Source organism: Candidatus Francisella endociliophora, from assembly GCF_000764555.1.
In the GTDB taxonomy this organism is placed as follows: domain Bacteria; phylum Pseudomonadota; class Gammaproteobacteria; order Francisellales; family Francisellaceae; genus Francisella; species Francisella endociliophora.
Genome location: NZ_CP009574.1, coordinates 1,720,221 through 1,740,308, shown reverse-complemented (window position 1 = coordinate 1,740,308; position 20,088 = coordinate 1,720,221). Strand labels below are relative to the sequence as shown.

Sequence of the window (20,088 nt, the reverse complement as noted above, 5' to 3'; positions counted from 1 at the left end):
CCAATATTGTTATATTAAAGCACTAAGCAGTGCTTCTTCATCATTTTTCTTCCTATTTACTTTTTATCCATATAACTCTCATAAGACTTTGTTATATCAACTATATATGCATGTGATGGATAACTCATTTTAACCTCTTCACTTGGCATCTTCATATAATCATCGCCATATCGCAGCTTTAAGTATCCATGAGCATTTTGGGGGATTGGTAAATCTAAGTTCTCAAACTTAGTGTATATCGGATCTCCTAAATAACTAGCTGGAAAAGATGTTTTTTTAAACCTAGCTCTTCCAAAAAGGTGACCAACCATTCCTGTATCTTTAGCATTAAATGACCTTACAAAATTAAGCAGCATACTTCCAGTTTTTCTAGATACAAAGTATGATAGTGTTCTCATTGCAATTTTTTTGATAACACTAGTCGTTATATATCCTTTACTATACAAAGCCTTTGCATTTAACACTCTAGCTGACAAATATTGCAAATATCTAACAAAATAATTTGGTGATACATTATTCAAACACATTATATCAATATATATACCATGATGCATATCCTTATAGAGAACATCTTTTTCTATATATGTTGTACCATTAAGCCTAAGTTTACTAAAATACATAGGCCATTCATCTGTATTTTCTTCTTGAAAGTAAAACTTATCTCTATCTAAATTTTCTTTAACTACATGCTGTAATTTCTGATAATTTTCGAAGTCTAAGAAAACATCAAAGTCATCATCCCAAGGAATAAAGCCTTTATGTCTAACAGCTCCTAAAGCAGTCCCCCCCATTAAGTAATAACGGATATTATTTTGCTTACAAAAGTTATCAAAATAAACAACTATTTCTAATATTTTAGACTGCAATTCTTTATTATTAAAATTATTCAAACTTTATATCCTTCTAGATAAATAATAATACTTAGAAACAATTTTTTTTAAGACAGGTGTTTTAAGCATAATTCTTGCTAAAGTCTTTATAAACTTAAAAAAACAAACATTTAGTAAAAACTTAAACTTATTTCTATACCATCTATGTGGATGAGTACTCAAGATGACTCTTGAATCTGAACATATTATCTTTTTTAGTTCACAATTAGATTTTAGATGGATATCTCCCTTGTTACTAATATCATTATCGCTAATATTAACTATTTTCTTCCATCCAAATCCCGCATCTGATATATATGTATATGAACTATCTAATTTAGATGGCAAATGAACAACAATATCTAAAATATCAGGAAAATACTTACTAATATGATCATTCCTAAAAAAATCCTTATTAGAATTCCAACCATTCCTCAATATTGCAGGATTGCCATGGGGACACACAGTTTTTATATCAAACCCATACTTTCTGAATGTTTCTAAATTATTACAAAAATCTAACTTAGCTAGATGAAAAGATCCCTTATTAGCGTCCATAACATCATAATGATATGCTATTTCATGCCCTAACTTCTGAATCTCTTGCAAACATTCATGATTTGGCTCTACTAAATCAGCTTGAACATAATATGTAGCTTTTATACCATATTCTTTTTCTATTTTAGCTAGTTCTAATGCTTTAAAAACATTAGTTTCTACGTCATGTTTAACTAAAACCCACTTATCATCACTAGTATTTAGTATATCCCTAGCGTGAATAGTCTTACAGTTTAATGATATAGTTTTACAAAGTTCTCTCCAGTAACTATAAATAAACATCTTTATGATCCAAAATTTTCGCTTGAGATAGCTGTAAGAATATCTGTAAACTTAGTTGATGAAACATCTTGTGTATAGGGAAAATATTCAATACGAGCACCATTTTTTTTCAAAAACCTCTCTAAATTATTAAATATTTGAGATCCCTTCCAATCATCTCCTACAAACAAAACATCGTACCCTACGTCTAAATAAGCTTTCTCTTTATCTCTATGAGAAACAGCTACAACTTCATCAACAAATTTTAAAGAAGAAATTATTTCTAATCTATGCTCAAATGGAATTATTGGAAGTTTTTTCTTATATTCCATTACAAGATCATCTGTACTTACTCCAACAATTAGATAATCGCAGTGGTTTTTAGCCCTTTTCAATAAATGTAAATGACCCACATGAAACATATCATATACGCCTGTAGTATACCCTACTATTTTCTTACTCACTTAAACACCTTCCTTCCTAAAAAAATACTTAAAAATCAATGCTCTAAAACTGGTAGGAAAAACAAGTTGCAAAAAAAACCTTACTACAATATTAAATGTAAGAGTATGCAATCTAATTAATCCACCTTTATACATTATTTTTTGCAGTCTACACTCACTAAAAAAATATTTCAACCCTCCCCTCCTACTATAAAAATTATCATCGACTCTCACATCTACCAAAACATCCGGAATATTATAAAACTTACATCCAGCAATAGCCATTCTTACCCAAAGATAATAATCTTCATTATGATAGAAGTCTCTGTAACCTCCGACTCTATTAACATCATCTTTTTTAAACATTACTGTCATTTGATTTAATGGGCATCTCGTTCTCATATATTCCTTGATATCACAATTTTTTTCTGGAACATTGCGCATAAATAGTGGTGTTAAAGTTATATGATCAATCTCTAATATCTGCCCTCCAACAACACTAATATCATTTCTATCTTTAAATACTTGCAACTGTTTTCTAAACCTATAAGGTCTAGAAATATCATCAGCATCCATAAGGGCTACTATTGGATATTTAGCAATACCTAGCGCAACCCTTCTAGCCTCTCCATGACCAACATTATCTTTAATATAATAAGTCTGTAAACTAAGTTGGGTTTGTGAAAGTCTAACCTTATACCCATCTATAACTCTAACAATATCTATAGAAACAGGTCCATCTATGACTATGACAACTTCATTAGGAGCTGCTTCTTGATTTATTAAACTATCTAAAGCTTCCTTAAAATTAGATGCCACATCTCCATCATAAACGCAAATGCATACGCTAAACTTTATTTCTTCCATAATCAAATATCCTTAGCATTAAAGCTATTACAATCCAAGGAGTTGGATCTCCGACCGACCCTATTACACATACATTAAATATAAAATATAATATCAAATTCCTTGATTCAGTACCATTCTTCCAATACACTTTTAATTTATCATAAAGATAAAATGAAAACATCAACACTCCTAGCCACCCCACATCAAGCATCAAATTAGAAAAAAATCCACTAGATCTAACTGGTACAACACTACCTGCTCCATGCACCTGAAAATAACGCATAGAGCCAACATCAAAGCCTGTCATATTTAATGCATCTACAGAGGAAATCTTCCAGCACCCTATGCCTCCGCCAAAAATATTATGTATACCATAAATAAAAGATGAGTATATTGAAATAACTCTTGCTCCTGAAACATTCATAACCATATACAAGGAATCGTAAATAGAACTTGAACCAATAACTTTATAAACCAAATCAATAGCTCTACCACCCGAATGTAAATTAATTTGAGTAATTAACAATAAAATCACAGCTAAGATCAACACTAGGCGAAGTCTATAAATAATCAAAAGAAATACCATATAACACCCTAAAGCCATTGCAGACTGAATAATAAATAAGATATATATCAACATCAAAGCATCACTAATAAGTGTTTTTCTTATAGATGTATACCTAACAACGACATACATAAATATCAACTCCACACCAGCCCTAGCAGGCTCACTAGAGAGTAAAGTTGCTCCTCGGTTCATAAAACTTAATGATTCTGCTGATGCTCTAGGAATAAAAAATTTAAATAAAGGATCTAGGAAATTAATTAGATGAAAGTATTGCAAAAAACCTAGGGTTACTAGAAAATAAAAAAGCCATAAAATAACCTTTCTTAATCTCTGCAACTCCTTTGACTCTAAGTTAATAACTAAGATAAAAGGTAACAAAGCGTTTAGATAAGCTGCTAAAGATCTAAAAACTTCTATATGAGAATAATTACTAGGCAATAATAACAGTGATGAAATAGCTGAAATGAACATCAAAAAAATAATTAAAATTGATTTCGAGTCGTACCTAACATTCAACAACAGACATACTATAACCCCCCATGGAAATATTTCTGCATTTAATATCCCAAATGTAACGGATGGTAAGAATAAAATAGAATATAAAAATATCATAAACATCCTAATAAATATTAATCAAATATAGTCTAACAATAATTATTATAAACTGTATTATCAAAATATAATAAATAAACGATTTTTTAAGCTCTATTCGTTTTCTAACAATACGAAAATATAAAATAATTTCCACACTCAAAAAAATCAAAAAAGCTAAAGGCCAGTCTTCACCCAAGAATCCTACTCGAATAGAAAACCACAAAACAAAAATTTTTATATTCAAAACAAGAAAGTCAACAATAAATTTATATCTAACCAACCCCAAAGATAATATATAATAATATGAAACCGCAGACATAATGAATACAGGAAACATCACTAAAAATAAGCTTATAAAATGTTTACAATTACTATATACCCCCTCTCCTAGCCAAGTTACAAAAAGCAAATTTGAGGAGGCACTAAGAGTAAGGCTTAAAACGCTCCCTGCTAGCACCAAAAATATCATCAAACTATAGAAAAGCTTTTTTTGATCATTTAAACACAAAGAATTCGATGAAATTTTTGGAAAGACCCAAGCTATTGAACTTGCCAGCACCGTATATAGTTGATTAAAAACTAAGACAGCGATTGAATAATATCCAAAGGCTTTTAACCCTAACAACATACTAACTATCCACTTATCAGAATTTACTCTTAAAATTGAAAGAATAGATGCAAACCAATTCCAAATTCCAAAATCTAAAAGTGATTTAAACGTAATAAATGATGCCCCTCTAAAAATGTGTATATAATAATATTTCATTTTTATATATAACAATTCGATTAAATAAATAATTACCGCGACAATAAGAGAGTATTTTATTACTTGGTAAACAGAGCCCGTTTCTATAGCAATAAATGCCTGCATAGAAAAGAAAGTAATCTTTGATATCAATGAAAGAGTTGCAACAACACCATAACGTTCATGTGACTTAAAAATAGAATAAGCTACTTGCTCAAACTGCTTTACAAGAAAAAGAGGTATTGCGACAGCAAATATGCTCACATACATACTATACCTTCCAGAAGACTCAAAACAAGGTAGAATAAGACTTGTAAAAATATAAAAACATAAAATAATAACCACAGCAATAGTCAATTGAAATATAAAGATAGTACTGCTAAGTGTTTTAGCTTGCTCATAATCATTTGTAGTTAAAAGCTTTGGAAGATATTTTATTACAACATCACTAACTCCAAAATTAAATAAAGATAGTGATGCCACCATACTATTAACTAAAATCCATAAACCATACTGTTCAACACCTAAAAAGTGAACAAATATAGGGGTCAACAGGATCATTATTAAAGGAGAGACTACAACATCTATAACAGCATAAAAACCATTTTTCAGGTTACGAATATCCATTACGGCTATTTCTCACGCTTCTTGATTACTTTTTCACGAATATAACCTTGCATTCCTTTGGGTACGACCATGAAAAAAATCTTCAATCTTAGTCTCATAATAGATTCTATGATCAATTCATAAGTAGACATTTTCTTTCTACTTTCTTCTACAACACTAAACCCATCTTTCTTTAAATAATTTAAGGCAGGGGTAACCCATTTGCCTTTTACAACAGCATTCAAATAAGGAATTAGTTTTTTCCTTGATACATAAAACTTATCATAACAGTTACTTCTCATACTCGCATTACGTTCAAACTCCCAAGCTGATTCTGTATCAATTAAAAGATTCCTAAAAGTATCTTTTTTTATTATTGAAAAAACTGTAGATGCTCTATACATTCTATTTGGCAGAATCTGACCAATATCATCATCAAGTATAATATCGGGAGTAGGAGATGGATGGAGTCTAAGATAGTCCCAATCATTTTCCATCGCTCTCATTATCAAACCATCAATCTTTTTATTATCAATATCTGAAAATAGAAACAAGTCATCGAAAGTTAATAAAATATAATCCTCATCAATTTTATCAAGACATTTTAATATATTATCTGACCAAGATTTCTCTTTGCCTATTTTTAAAGCTTCAAACCTTGGTAATAAAGGATCAAGATAATTAGTACCCAGATATATTTTATACCGACTACTTTTCCAATACCTTTCATAAGATTCTGAAAGAGGTTTCCATAAATCTTCGGACTTGTCATATGACGATATAAGCACTGCTAAACTTTTAGATTTTTCTCCCATAAAATCAAACCTTCTTATTATTACCTATTTCTTTTAGTAAACTAACTGCCTCATTGATCCTTAAATCATAATCATTCTTAGTTATCTCTTCTGCTAGCAATAAGTAATCTCCAAGATCCAAATCAGAATCTGTACCATTCCTATTAATATCACTTCGTTTAACAACCTTTAAAAAAGTTCTACAAACAACCTTAAAATCCAAGAAAAAACTCTCTTTTTTAAGATAATCCATATCGTACGCAAGTTTATTTTTCCATGAAATATTATTTCTACCACTAACTTGCGCCAACCCTGTGAGACCTGGGCGAATCAAATGCCTCTCTCGCTGTTCATCCGACATAAAAACCATATCTTTTATTAACAGTGGTCTAGGACCAACTATGCTCATATCTCCCTTTATAATATTTATCAAACTAGGCAATTCATCTAAAGAGGTACTACGAACAAACTTTCCAAACGTTGTAAGCCTCTCTGAGTCTGGCAATAGACTGCCGTCAACGTCTCTCGCATCAGTCATTGTTCTAAACTTATAGAGATTAAACACTTTCTCGTTCTTACCTGGTCGAGGTTGTTTAAATATTACAGGCGAGCCAAGCTTAAGTCTCACCAACATAGCTAAAGCCAATATTACTGGGAATAAAACAATAAGCGCGAGTAATGATAAAACAAAATCTAAAACTCTTTTAAGAAATAACGTATACAATGTCTTCTTAGGCATCACATACCTCTTTTATTATACTTACTACCCTTAACAGATCATTTTCAGTCATTTTTGAATCACTTGGCAAACACAATCCTAGCTCAAACAGTTTTTCCGCCACACCTGTACCAATGAAATCATAATACTTGAAAAATGGTTGCATATGCATTGGTTTCCATAAATGCCTTGCTTCGATATTATACTCTGCTAACTTAGCAATAATGCTCCCTTTTCTTTCTATACTATCAACCAGTATAGAGCTTAACCAATAATTAGGCTTATCCTCTTCTAATGGCTCTACAAATTTTATAAATGAAATATCTGATAAATGCTTTTTATAATGCTCAAATATATGTGTTTTTTTGGCAACCCTATCTGCTAGTACTTTTAACTGACCTCTGCCGATACCCGCACAAACATTACTCATTCTATAATTGAAACCAAGCTCTTTATGTTCATAGTAGGGTTTATTTTCTCTAGACTGTGTAGCATAAAATCTTGCCTTATCAGCCCATTCTTTATTTTTAGTAACAAGCATACCACCACCTGATGTTGTAATAATTTTATTACCATTAAAAGAATAGATACCAATATCACCATAGGTACCAGTAGCATCATCCTTGTATACACCACCAAGACTTTCTGCAGCATCTTCTATCATTTTCACATCATACTTGTCACAAATATCACGGATAGTATCTAGCTCAGCAGCTATTCCATATAAATTAACCACAATTACAGCTTTAGTTTGCGGGAACATCTTCAAAGCTTGTTCTAGTGCTATGGGACACATGTTCCAAGTGTTTTTTTCACTATCGATAAATACTGGCGTTGCATTTTGATAAATAATAGGATTAGCACTTGCTGAGAATGTAAGAGATTGACACAAAACAACATCACCATTTGATACACCTAATATTTTAAGTGCCAAATGTAAAGCCGCCGTTCCTGAACTAAGAGCTGCAGCATAACCGCAACCAGTATATTCAGCTAACTCTTTTTCAAATTCATCAACATTTTTCCCTAACGGAACTATCCAATTTGTATCAAATGCTTCCTGCACAAACTCTTTTTCATACCCCTCATCAGACATGTGAGGAGATGATAAATAAATACGATCACTCATAACTAACTATTCAACCTATGTTCAAACTCTGGCACAATTTTCTTTAATCTATTTATTTTATCAGAGTCTTTTAACAATAAAGATATATCTAAATTTAGATTTTCAATATCATAAAAAGTTCTCTTGCCTATAAAGATATCCTTATAATCCGTTCTGATATCACTTTCATCAATAAGAAGTTCTTCATATAACTTCTCACCCGGTCTTAGCCCAGTTATCTCTATCTCAACATCATCACGACCAGAGAGTTTTTTAAACTGCTTTGCTAAATCTAGTATTTTAACAGGTTTACCCATATCAAGCACGAAAACTTCTAAGTTTTTTGCTATTGCTCCAGCTTGAAGCACCAGCTCACACGCTTCTGGAATAAGCATAAAGTATCTTGTAATCTCAGGGTGAGTAACAGTAAGCGGACCACCTTTTCTAACTTGCTCTTCAAACTTAGGAATCACACTACCGCTACTACCTAGAACATTACCAAACCTTACAGCTGCTAGCTTTGTATTTTTTGGGTCAACATTCTGCAGGTATAGCTCACATACCCTCTTTGTCGCACCCATTACATTTGTTGGTCTCACAGCCTTATCTGTTGAAATAAGGATAAATGACTCAACGTTAAACTTAATAGCCAAATCAATAACATTTTTTGTGCCTAATATATTATTTTTTATCGCTCTCGATATATTGTCTTCAACTAATGGTACATGCTTATAAGCCGCTGCATGAAATACAATTTCTGGTGTGTACTTATCAAAAACTTCCTGCAAAGCCTCAATATCACACACTGAGCACAAAGTACTCTTAATACTGTGGTTTTGAACCTCTTCGGAGATCTTATATAAATTAAACTCACTATGATCCAAAAGAATCAGCTGTCTTGCCTCATACTTGATACATTGCCTAACAATTTCAGAACCAATACTACCACCAGCCCCTGTAATAAGAACAACCTTACCTTTAATGAAATGCGATATAGACTCCTTATCTAAACTTCTTGAATCTCTAGCAAGCAAATCATAGAGTGAAACAGGTTTAAGTTGAGATACAAAGCTTTCATCTTGCAATACGTTTTCAAGTGCTGGCATTATCTTAATTTGATCAAAATCTTTTTCATACCCTTTATAAATTTCTTTAATAACACTATCATCCACACTAGGCAAAGCAATAATAAGCAAATCAAACTTAGATATTAAAAGCTTCTGTTGCAGTTGTTCTTGTGACAATACTCTTTTTCCATTTATGCTACGTCTTTGCATAGCAGCACTATCATCAACAAAATATTTAACTACATACTCCGTATTGTTTAATTCTTGAGCTATCTTCGTACCTGCAGCTCCTGCTCCATAAATAATAGCTAGCTTTGTCTTTTTTATAGATATTCTATTTGTAACATACCAGTACAGATAAACACTCAAATTAATCAAAAACAAGTAAAATACAAATTCAGAAAACAAAAGAGAAAATTCTAGTCTCCCATAGAAAAACACTACAGTAATAACAAATACTGGAATGTTAATAAAAGCTTTACGTAAGAATGTTTTTTGTGTTGACTTGCTCCAACTTGCCATATAATCACGTAAAAGCAAAAAAGAAAATAAACACCTTAATAGAGTTACCGTTACTAAAAAAGGAAAAATCACTGTTTGCTTAAATATATAAAATGTCCAAACAACAGAAACCACGTTCAATATAATAATAACTATAAAATTTAGAACTCTCTTGTCGTAAAAGAACATTTTTCAGTTTTTAGCTTTTTAGGCACTAATTCTAAGATTATAACAAAATATTATACTATTAACTATATTTGGCCAATATATTGACTAACTTTCTTTCCAGAAACTGACTCAATAGTTTTAACATTCTGTAAATACCATGAAACCCAAAGCTCTTTAATTAAGACTTTTATTTTTATTACTTCATCATTTTCACCATTTAAGTGTTTAGCTTTGATTTTTTTGTTTAGTTTTACTCTAAGCTCATCAACCTCTATTTGATAACCCTTATCTCTTTGCAAATTAGTTTTAGCTTTTTCCAACCTATTCTCTAAAGCCTGAATATAATATTTATATCTCTGTAAATACTCAACTGGTTGAGATAAATAATCATCATAAAAAAGTTCATTTAGCTCACCTCTAACATCCGCAAATATTTGAATAAAATTAAGCGGTACTTTTTTGACATTCAACTTTTTATCGAGTTGATTCTTATATTTGAATATCTCAGATACTAATAATTCAACTTTAGAGTTATTTGAGTCAAAGCTCTGTATTCCACTGTTATAAAATTTTTCAAAATTATCTTTTGTATAAGGTAGCTCAGAGTCATTAAAAAAACTCAAGTCTATAGCTTTATCAACAATATTATCTTTTGATTCATTCAGCTTTAATGACATTGATAAACTTGCTAGATTATTTTTCTTAATGCTTTTTGATAGATAATTCTGTAAACGTAGTTTAATTAGCTTCTTCAAAGCTTTTTGCATACAAGAATTAGCTTCTTTCATAGTTGCTTTATATGAAAGTTTCACACCATCTTTATACTCTTCAAGGCAATTATATACCTTTACATTTATACCATATTCTCTTATTTGAGATGTTTGCTTAATATCATCAAACTCCCAATCATAATAAACTTTATCATCAACATTTTTCTTTGGCTTTTGAACTAGATTTTGAAGTTTTTGTTTTAAAGTGTTTATATTTTTATCTATAGCTAGCGTTTTTCCTTTTTCATCAACAACTTTAATATTCAATATTAAGTGTTTGTCTAACTCTTCATCTTGCCAAACAGTTTCATCAACTATAGAACCAACTATCCTTGTAATATGTTTTGCAACAACAGACTTTAATGGTTTATACCTATCTACATCAAAATCTATTGACTCAAATATAGCTTGTGCATAAGTTGGTACTGGCACACAGTTTTTACGAATATTTTTGGGTAATGCTCTTAATAACGCGACAAACTTATCATATAAAAAACCATATACTCCCCACTCAAGCACGCTAGGATTAATATCATTAAGAAAGACAATTGGTACTGTAGCTGTTGCGCCATCTCGCTCATCAAGTGGATCAAAGTGATATTCTAATGGCAAATGCATCTCTCCAATAGCTAAAGCATCAGGAAACTTTTGTTGAGTAACTTCTTTAGCATCGTGTTGCATCAGACTATCTAATTCAAAAACAAACTTCTGTTGCTCATCTTTAGAAATGGTTTTTAACCATTTATCAAAAGTTACACCACTACAAACGTCATCAGGGATAAGCCCATCATAATGTTCATACATTACTTGTTCATCCACCAAAATATCTTTTCTGCGCGACTTATTTTCAAGATCTTCAACTTGGTCTATTAGCTTAAGGTTTTGCTGATAGAAATATGCTTTAGACTCAAAATCACCATTCACTAATGCTTCACGAATAAATATTTCTCTGGCTTCTTGTGGATTTATTTTTGAGTATTGGACAGATTTTTTTGAGACTATCTCTAGACCATAAAGTGTAATTCTTTCATTTGCTACCACAGATCTACGCTTTTTACTCCATACCGGTTCATCATAATGTTTTTTCACAAGATGATTAGCTAAAACTTCTAACCATTCAGGCTCAATTTTCGCCACATTACGTGCGTAGGTCTTAGTAGTCTCAACAATCTCTGATGAGATTAACCACTTAGGCTTTTTCTTAAACTGTGAAGATCCTGGAAATATAAAAAACTTAAGTCCATTAGCACCTAGATATTCAGCATTTTCATAATTAAAACCAATATTACTTAAAAAACCACTCGCTATTGCTTTATGTAAATTTTCATAACTTAACTCTTGATTAGAAGATAATTTCCACTTAAATCCATGAATTACTTCAATAATTTGTCTATAAATATCATTCCACTCATTAAATCTAACAGATGAAATAAAATTCTTTTTAAAATATTCTTTCTTCTCTCTATTTGAAAGTTCTTTTAAATTACTACTTAGCCTATTAGCTAAATTTAATATTGCGATAAAGTCAGAAGACTTGTCTTTATCTACAGAGTGTTTTTCATCTGCCTTTTGTTGAAAATTTAATGGTCGCTCACGAGGATCTTGTACACTCAAAAAGCTGACGATTGAAACTATTTCTCTAAGAGTATTTTGTCTATGCCCCTCTATAACTATTTTTGCTAATTTTGGATCTAACGGCATAATAGCCATTTTCATCCCATCAGCTGTAATTTTTGGTTTTGAGTAATTAAGTTCCGAGATAGCCTGCAACTCAAACAAAAGTTTAAAACCATCCTTAACAAATCTAGAATCCGGAGGGTCTATAAATTGAAACCCTTGAATATTCCCTAATTTTAAAAATAACATCTGTAAAATAACAGAAGCCAAATTAGTGCGTAAAATCTCTGGATCTGTATATTCTTTACGATTATTGAAATCCTCTTCACTATATAAACGTACGCAAACACCAGCAGATAACCTACCACAACGACCAGCTCTTTGATTTGCACTAGATTGTGAAATCTTTTCTATTGGTAAACGTTGCACCTTGGTACGATAGCTATATCTACTAACCCTAGCTAACCCTGAATCTATGACATATTTTATACGTGGTACAGTCAAAGATGTTTCAGCAACATTAGTAGCCAAAATAACTCTACGAGTTGATCCTTCTGGGTTAAAGATTTTATTTTGATCTTTATTTGATAACCTTGAAAATAAAGGTAAGACTTCCGTAAATCTTAAATCTTGTTTATTCAAATAAGCCAATGTTTCATGAATATCTCTTTCTGTTGGTAAAAAGACTAAAACATCCCCTCTACCAAACTCATCGATTGCATATAAGATTCTCTCCTGCATTGAAAATGTGTCAAAATCTTCATCATTTTGATAATGAATCTCTACAGGATATGTTCTACCACTGACCGTAATCTCTTTAGCTTTTTGAAAGTAACTTGTAAATTTTTGATGATCTATGGTAGCTGAAGTTATAATAACTTTTAAATCAGGCCTAAACGGTAAAATCTTTTTTATACAGCCAAGTAGAAAATCAATATTTAGGCTTCTTTCATGCGCTTCATCAATTATTATTGCTTCATATTGAGACAAAAACCTATCATTTTTAATTTCAGATAATAACACTCCATCTGTCATTACTTTTATCAAAGTATTTTCAGATGTTTGATCAGAGAACCGAATTTTAAAAGATACTTTTGATTGATCCCCTATCTCACTAGCAACTCTATTTGCTATAGATCTAGCTGCAATCCTTCTTGGTTGAGTATGCCCTATTAGTCCCCTCTTACCTAGACCCAAATCTAGACATATTTTAGGCAATTGTGTTGACTTACCAGAACCTGTCTCACCTGCGACAACTATTACTTGATTTTCCTCAATAAGCTTTTTTATGTCTTCGACTTTTTCAGCAACAGGTAAATCAGGATAATTTATTTTTGGTAATATTTTTTGATTTGTTTCTGTGATTATTCTTTCAAACTCAAGGATTAAGTCTTTTTCAGATATTCTTTTATTTCTAGAAAGTGAAATATATTTACCGCGAAGTTTAGTTGGAATTTGATTTAAAAGTTCTATATTATTTTTCACTATTTTTAATAATTAGCTTTCAGCTTTAGGTTGACGAATAGTATTGGTTACAAAAACCTTAAGCATCACTGCCAAACAACCTAAAATAAATGCAAACACTACTCCACCAACGATTATAACATTTTGCTTATTCTTTTTATCAATAGTAAATCCACCTATTTTAGATAAACTTTCATTAGCACTTTTTAATTGCATTTCCAAATTCTTTTGAGTCTTCTCTAAGGAGTAAACATGCTGTTGATAATTATCAATTCGACTTAAATAAGAAGCTAATAAAGTCTGAGCAGGCATCCCTGATAAATCTTTCTGAGTTGATAAATTTTTTAGATATTTATAGTCGTTACTAATTAGTTTATTGTATTTCTCTATGCTATCGCTATTTATATTTAATTGCTCAGCAATAGCATCTTTCCAATTTTTTATAGTGGCAGTGACAGTTTGATTTTTATCAAATTGATTATTTAAAGCATTATAGTAAGTATCAGCAAGATTCAAATCATACTCTTTTAGTGCAAAAGAAAAATTTACTTGCTTGTTATCATCAAGACTTATAGCTGCTGTTACTGGCAAATCTCCACTTTCAATTTGTTGCGACACTATCGACCTCGAAATAGTAGCTACATTATCATTACTGATAATATAATTCTGTTCGCTACCATTATTATAATTTGGTGAGGCAAGAGTAACATTATATATAAGTTGGTTTATATTTAATAGCAAACACCCCCACACTAACAAGAGCTAAAATAACTACTAAAACGAATATTCTATAATTCTGCAACAATGTAACAAATATTTTACCAAGATTGATTTCTATATATTCATTTTTATTATCAGACATTTAATTCTCCTTATTTGCCTCAACAACAACTTTCTTACACAATGCTATAAACAAACTCGTAGCTATTGCTAGTAAGAAAGAAAGCACTATACCAACAGCTAAAATCTTTGCTATAGATTTACTTTCTGCCTCTAAGCTAAAAGACTTACCAAAAGACGATAATTTCGGCCCAGCATTATCAAGCTTTAACTTAGTCAAAGCTATAGAGTCTTGTAGTGAGAAAATCTTATTCTGATAACTATCAATATTACCAATATACTTAAGAAGCATTGACTGAGATTGCCCATCCATACCTAATATACTTGTTTGTTTAGAAATTAAATCCATTAGAAACTTTTGATTTTTTTCCAAAAGTTTTTCATTTCTTGACAAATTATCATTATCTAGTTTAAGTTTTGTTTGTAGACTTTTTTGCCACAACTCAATTTGTTTTTTGATAACTTGAGAGTCTGAGAACTGCTTTAAAAGATTATTATATACTTTCTCCACATCAGCAGCACCTGCATTTTTAGATGAAACAAACAATGTGAAAAACATTTTTTGCTGATCATACTTCTGTTTTAACTTATAATTATCATTTTCTATTACTTTCTTATCTTTCCCAGTACCTTCGTAATCATAGAATGGGTACAAAATATCTATATGTTGAAGTAACTGGTCATCAGGATTACTATCCTGAATCTGCTTTAACATACTTTGTAAGATAACATTTATCTTTGTATTATTTAGTATGCTCTGCTCATCTTTTCCATCAAAATACGAAGGAGTTTGTATCATTTGTTTATATACATAAGTATTTCGAGTCATCATATATGATACAACTATTGTAAGTACTAAAGCACACACAAGAGTAGCTAAGAAAACTTTACCATTTTTATAAATAGATACTAACAATCCCATCATCATGCGACCAAGATTGATTTCAATATATTCATTCTTACTCTCAGACATTTTATTCCTTATATTTTTGCCATGATAGAATTTAAAGTTTTACTAGGACGCATAACCTCTATTAACTTAGCTTTTTTAGGTAAGTAATAACCACCTATATCTGCTTTTTTACCTTGCACAGCTGCTAGTTCTTTAACAATTTTTTCTTCATTTGCTTTTAACTCTGCATAGATAGGCTCAAATTTAGCTTTTAACTCAGCATTACCAGTTTGCTCAGCTAATGCTTTCACCCAGTAAAATGCCAAATAAAAGTGACTTCCTCTAGTATCAAGTTCGCCAACTTTACGCTTTGGTGACTTATCATTATCTAAGAAATCTTTATTAGCTTGAGCAAGAGCCTCTGCTAATACTTTGATTTTAGCTTCTCTAGTTTTAATTGCCAAATCTTCTAATGAAGCTCCTAATGCTAAGAACTCGCCCAATGAATCCCATCTTAAATGATTTTCATTAATAAGTTGCTCAACATGCTTAGGAGCAGATCCACCAGCACCAGTCTCGAACAATCCACCACCAGCTAAAAGAGGTACAATTGAAAGCATCTTAGCAGAAGTACCAAGCTCTAGAATTGGGAAAAGATCTGTTAAGTAATCTCTTAAAACATTACCGGTTACAGAGATTGTATTTTTGCCTTCTTTCATTCTTTTTAGAGAATATTTTGTAGCTTCAATTGGTGATAAAATCTGGATATCTAAACCAGTAGTATCATGATGAGTTAAATATTCATTTACCTTAGCAATCAAATTTCTATCATGTGCTCTATTTGAATCTAACCAGAATATTGCAGGGTTTTGAGTAATTTTAGCTCTATTAACAGCTAATTTAACCCAATCTTTTACTGCGATATCTTTGGTTTGACAAGCTCTCCAAATATCACCTTTTTCTACCTGATGCTCGAGTATTACATTACCATCAGCATCGATAACTTCTACATTACCATCTGCTTGGATTTCAAATGTTTTATCATGAGAGCCATACTCTTCTGCTTTTTTAGCCATTAGACCCACATTGGAAATATCTCCCATAGTAGCAACATCAAAAGCACCATTCTCTTTGCAGAAATCAATAGTTGCAGCATACACGCCAGCATAACATCTATCCGGAATCATAGCTTTCATATCTTGAAGCTCATTATTTTTATTCCACATTTGACCAGATGAACGGATAGCTGCAGGCATAGAAGCATCGATAATCACATCACTTGGTACATTCAAGTTTGTAATGCCTTTATCAGAATTAACCATAGCAATATCAGGTTGCTTAACAAATACTTTTTCAATATCAGCATTAATTTTATCCTGAACATCTTGAGGTAGTTGCTTAATTTTCTCAACAGCATCACCCCAACCATTACGAGGATTTACACCTAGCTCTTTAAACTCTTTAGCATATTTTTTGAAAACATCTTCAAAGAAGATCTCAACAGCATGACCAAATAAGATTGGATCTGAAACTTTCATCATTGTAGCTTTTAAATGAAGTGAAAGTAGAGTCCCTTCTTTTTTAGCTTTTGCTATTTCAGTCTTATAGAACTCTCTCAGAGCTTTTGCAGAAATTTTTGTAGCATCTATGATTTCTTTCTCTTCTAAAGCAAGACCTTCTTTAAGAACTGTTTGGGCTCCTTTAGGACATGTGTGTACAATCTTAACAGTAGTTGCTTTTGGCACTATGTAAGATTTCTCATTTGCGTAAAAGTCATCAGCAGTCATACTTGCAACATGAGACTTTGAATCTTTTGACCACTCACCCATAGAATGTGGATGTTTCTCAGCATATTTTTTAACTGCCTCTGCTACTCTACGATCAGAGTTACCTTCTCTTAATACAGGATTTACCGCACTACCTAAAACTTTTGAGTAACGATTCTTGATTTCTTGTTCTTTATCATCTTTTGGCTCAAATGGATAATCAGGAATCTTATATCCTTTCGCTTGAAGCTCTTTGATAGCAGCTGTTAACTGAGGAATTGATGCACTAATATTAGGAAGCTTGATAATATTAGCATCAGGAGTTTTTGCTAGATCTCCCAAAATTGCTAAATCATCTGAGCATTTTTGGTCATTAGATAAACAATCACTAAAATTTGCTAATATGCGTGATGCTAATGATATATCTTTTGTCTCTAATTCAATATCAACAGTTTTTGTAAAACTTTCAACAATTGGTAAAAATGACCCAGTCGCTAGAGCTGGTGCTTCATCTGTAAATGTATAGAATATTTTATGCATATAGATATCTCCGTGTAAATAAAACTTAATCTCTAAAATATTAGCATAATACTAATACGTGTTTAATATCTCTGTAATTTTATCATCTGATCGTGCAACCACTGCAAAATCTTTATGTTCAATTATTGGTCTTTCTAAAAGTCTTAGATTTTCTGCAACAATCTCAATAAGTTCATTATCAGAAAGATCTTTATCCTTAAAGTTTTCTTTCCAAATATCTTCTTTCGTGCGAATAATATCTCGTATAGAAAGATTTAGCTTTTTAAGCAAAGCTTCAATTTCAGTCTTATTCAAAGGATTATCTAAATATAAGTGAGTTTCATAATTAATATTGCTTTGATCTAAGACTTGTTTTGCTTGACGCGATTTTGAACATTTTGGATTATGATAGATTTTCATAACAGCTAACATTACGATTATTTAATTTATGCAGATAATTATAAATTACATTAGCATAGAAGTCATAAAATAATCCTGTTTATTTTTTATTTAGTATCGATATGTAAATCTAGTTAAATACGCTATAATGTTTAATATACTAAATGAGTAAAGTTTAAAAAACAGATAGAGGGTTAAAAGCAAAGAAAAGGTTTAAAAGATTAATCAAGGAACCAGGAGGCTCTATGACTATGAAACCATGGAAAGAAAACTACCCTAAAAAAGTTCCGCTCTCAATAGATATTCCAAATATCACACTTAGTGATATGCTCAAAGAAACTACCGAAAAATTTTCAGATAAAGAAGCACTAATATGTCATGGTGAAAAATTAAACTTCACACAAGTGGATGAATATGCTGAATACTTTGCTGGCTTCTTACAACATAAATGGCAACTTAAAAAAGGCGATCATGTTGCGATTATGTTGCCAAACTTATTACAGTTCCCTATTGCTATTTTTGCATTAATAAAACTGGGATGTGTCTTTGTAAATATCAATCCTCTTTATACAAGTAGAGAGGTTAAAGGAATTCTTAGAGATTCAAAAGCAAAAGGAATTATTGTCCTATCTGCATTAGCACACAATGTTGAAGCAATTGCTGATGAATGCGAAGACCTTAAATATAAAATGGTTACACATATTGCAGATCTTTATCATACTCCTAAAAAACAAATTATCTCTTTTGTTGCTAGATATCTCAAAGGAATGAAAGACAGATATTCCAAAGATAAATTTAATTCCTTCGCTGATGCCATAAAAGCAGAATATAAGCCTGATTATTCTAAAGTAACTATAACACCTGATGATATGGTTGCTTTACAATACTCTAGTGGTACAACTGGTACTCCGAAAGGTACTATTCTTTTACATAGAAATATTGTTGCGAATATATATCAAGTTAAAGCTTGGACTGAAGGTTTTGATGTAGTTCTTGGTGAACAAATTGTCTTAACTGCTCTACCTATCTATCATATTTTTAGTCTTACTGCGAATTTGTTTCTTTTCTATTTCTCTGGAGCTTTGCAGATTTTGATCACGAATCCAAAAGATCTTAAAGGCCTAGTTAATGAAATGAGAAAAAGTAACTTCTCAACTATCTTTGGTGTAAATACTCTTTATGTAGCTTTATTGAATAATAAAAAATTCAAAAAGAGTCAATTCCCTAACTTTAAGTTATCTATAAGTGGTGGTATGTCGACTGTTGAGGCAGTAGCTAATGAATGGAAAAAAATTACAGGAGTCAGTATTAGAGAAGGTTATGGATTATCTGAAATGTCGCCTGTAGTAACTGTAAACGCACTAGAAAACGACTCTGCCTTTAATGGTTCCGTAGGATTCCCGCTACCAAACACAGATATCAAAATATATGATGAAAAAGGTAATGAACTCCCTCAAGGTGAAACTGGTGAAATCTGGGTTACGGGACCACAAAAATCGCCTGGATTCTGGAGTTTACCAAAGATTAACAAAGAACATTTCACCGAAGACGGTTGGCTTAAAACTGGAGATATGGGTTATTTAGATGAGCTTGGTCGCTTAGTTATTTCTGGAAGAATCAAGCACATGATTATTGTTTCTGGTTTTAATGTTTTTCCTAAAGAAATTGAATTAACACTTACAGAAAAAGAAGAAATAGCAGATGCTGCTGTAATCAAAGGCTTCTCGAAAGAAACAGGAGAAATGCCAGTCGCATTCGTAGTTCTAAAAGATGACAAAAAACTAACTCAAAAACAAATATTCAAATACTGCAAAACAAAACTTGCACACTATAAGTTACCTAGAAAAATAATATTTAAAGATGATCTTCCTAAAAATACTGTAGGAAAAATAGATGTGAACGCATTACAAGAAGAATATGCTCAAACGTATGAAAATAAGTAAGTTAACAGCTTTCTGCTTAAGGAACTAAA

At 31.3% G+C, this 20,088-nt stretch carries 17 protein-coding genes; 1 reads left to right on the top strand and 16 read right to left on the bottom strand.

Going from position 1 to position 20,088, the window contains the following annotated elements:
- Window positions 1-56 precede the first annotated feature (56 nt).
- From QI37_RS08545 to arsC, 16 genes are all read right to left on the bottom strand, one after another.
- On the bottom strand, window positions 57-890 hold the full coding sequence (locus QI37_RS08545; RefSeq protein ID WP_040010389.1) for a LicD family protein: 834 nt from the start codon (window positions 888-890) through the stop codon (window positions 57-59).
- 3 nt (window positions 891-893) lie between these two features.
- Window positions 894-1,709: a polysaccharide deacetylase family protein gene (locus QI37_RS08540; RefSeq protein WP_040010388.1), complete on the bottom strand. Its 816-nt coding sequence runs from the start codon at window positions 1,707-1,709 to the stop codon at window positions 894-896.
- Between the two features lie 2 nt (window positions 1,710-1,711).
- Window positions 1,712-2,152: an FAD synthase family protein gene (locus QI37_RS08535; protein ID WP_040010387.1), complete on the bottom strand. Its 441-nt coding sequence runs from the start codon at window positions 2,150-2,152 to the stop codon at window positions 1,712-1,714.
- On the bottom strand, window positions 2,153-2,998 hold the full coding sequence (locus tag QI37_RS08530) for a glycosyltransferase (RefSeq protein ID WP_040010386.1): 846 nt from the start codon (window positions 2,996-2,998) through the stop codon (window positions 2,153-2,155). It abuts the gene before it with no gap.
- Complete coding sequence (locus QI37_RS08525; RefSeq protein WP_144242726.1) at window positions 2,979-4,160, bottom strand: hypothetical protein; 1,182 nt, start codon at window positions 4,158-4,160, stop codon at window positions 2,979-2,981. Before QI37_RS08525 ends, QI37_RS08530 begins: the two co-directional genes overlap by 20 nt.
- Before the next feature lie 7 nt (window positions 4,161-4,167).
- Window positions 4,168-5,514 carry an oligosaccharide flippase family protein gene (locus QI37_RS08515; protein ID WP_040010383.1) on the bottom strand — a complete coding sequence of 449 codons (1,347 nt, stop codon included), beginning with the start codon at window positions 5,512-5,514 and terminating at the stop codon, window positions 4,168-4,170.
- Between the two features lie 5 nt (window positions 5,515-5,519).
- Window positions 5,520-6,308, bottom strand: coding sequence for a hypothetical protein (locus QI37_RS08510; RefSeq protein WP_040010382.1), 789 nt, complete (start codon window positions 6,306-6,308; stop codon window positions 5,520-5,522).
- 4 nt (window positions 6,309-6,312) lie between these two features.
- Window positions 6,313-7,026, bottom strand: coding sequence for a sugar transferase (locus QI37_RS08505; protein ID WP_040010381.1), 714 nt, complete (start codon window positions 7,024-7,026; stop codon window positions 6,313-6,315).
- Window positions 7,019-8,134 carry a DegT/DnrJ/EryC1/StrS family aminotransferase gene (locus QI37_RS08500; RefSeq protein WP_040010380.1) on the bottom strand — a complete coding sequence of 372 codons (1,116 nt, stop codon included), beginning with the start codon at window positions 8,132-8,134 and terminating at the stop codon, window positions 7,019-7,021. Before QI37_RS08500 ends, QI37_RS08505 begins: the two co-directional genes overlap by 8 nt.
- Window positions 8,135-8,136: 2 nt before the next feature.
- Window positions 8,137-9,870 carry a polysaccharide biosynthesis protein gene (locus QI37_RS08495; RefSeq protein WP_040010379.1) on the bottom strand — a complete coding sequence of 578 codons (1,734 nt, stop codon included), beginning with the start codon at window positions 9,868-9,870 and terminating at the stop codon, window positions 8,137-8,139.
- A 62-nt stretch (window positions 9,871-9,932) separates the two neighbouring features.
- Entirely contained in the window at window positions 9,933-13,721 is a 3,789-nt protein-coding gene (gene hrpA, locus QI37_RS08490; RefSeq protein WP_040010378.1) for an ATP-dependent RNA helicase HrpA, read from the bottom strand.
- A gap of 12 nt (window positions 13,722-13,733) precedes the next feature.
- A complete protein-coding gene (locus tag QI37_RS08485; RefSeq protein ID WP_040010377.1) occupies window positions 13,734-14,441 on the bottom strand; it encodes a hypothetical protein in 708 nt (235 codons plus the stop codon).
- A complete protein-coding gene (locus QI37_RS10275) occupies window positions 14,410-14,562 on the bottom strand; it encodes a hypothetical protein (protein ID WP_158409073.1) in 153 nt (50 codons plus the stop codon). The genes QI37_RS08485 and QI37_RS10275 overlap by 32 nt, the downstream gene beginning before the upstream one ends.
- Window positions 14,563-15,513, bottom strand: coding sequence for a hypothetical protein (locus QI37_RS08480; RefSeq protein WP_040010376.1), 951 nt, complete (start codon window positions 15,511-15,513; stop codon window positions 14,563-14,565).
- Between the two features lie 8 nt (window positions 15,514-15,521).
- Entirely contained in the window at window positions 15,522-17,738 is a 2,217-nt protein-coding gene (locus QI37_RS08475; protein WP_040010375.1) for an NADP-dependent isocitrate dehydrogenase, read from the bottom strand.
- A 51-nt stretch (window positions 17,739-17,789) separates the two neighbouring features.
- A complete protein-coding gene (arsC, locus tag QI37_RS08470; RefSeq protein WP_040010771.1) occupies window positions 17,790-18,137 on the bottom strand; it encodes an arsenate reductase (glutaredoxin) in 348 nt (115 codons plus the stop codon).
- A 224-nt stretch (window positions 18,138-18,361) separates the two neighbouring features.
- Here arsC and QI37_RS08465 point away from each other — a divergent pair, with 224 nt between their 5' ends.
- On the top strand, window positions 18,362-20,059 hold the full coding sequence (locus tag QI37_RS08465; protein ID WP_040010374.1) for a long-chain-fatty-acid--CoA ligase: 1,698 nt from the start codon (window positions 18,362-18,364) through the stop codon (window positions 20,057-20,059).
- Window positions 20,060-20,088: the final 29 nt, after the last annotated feature.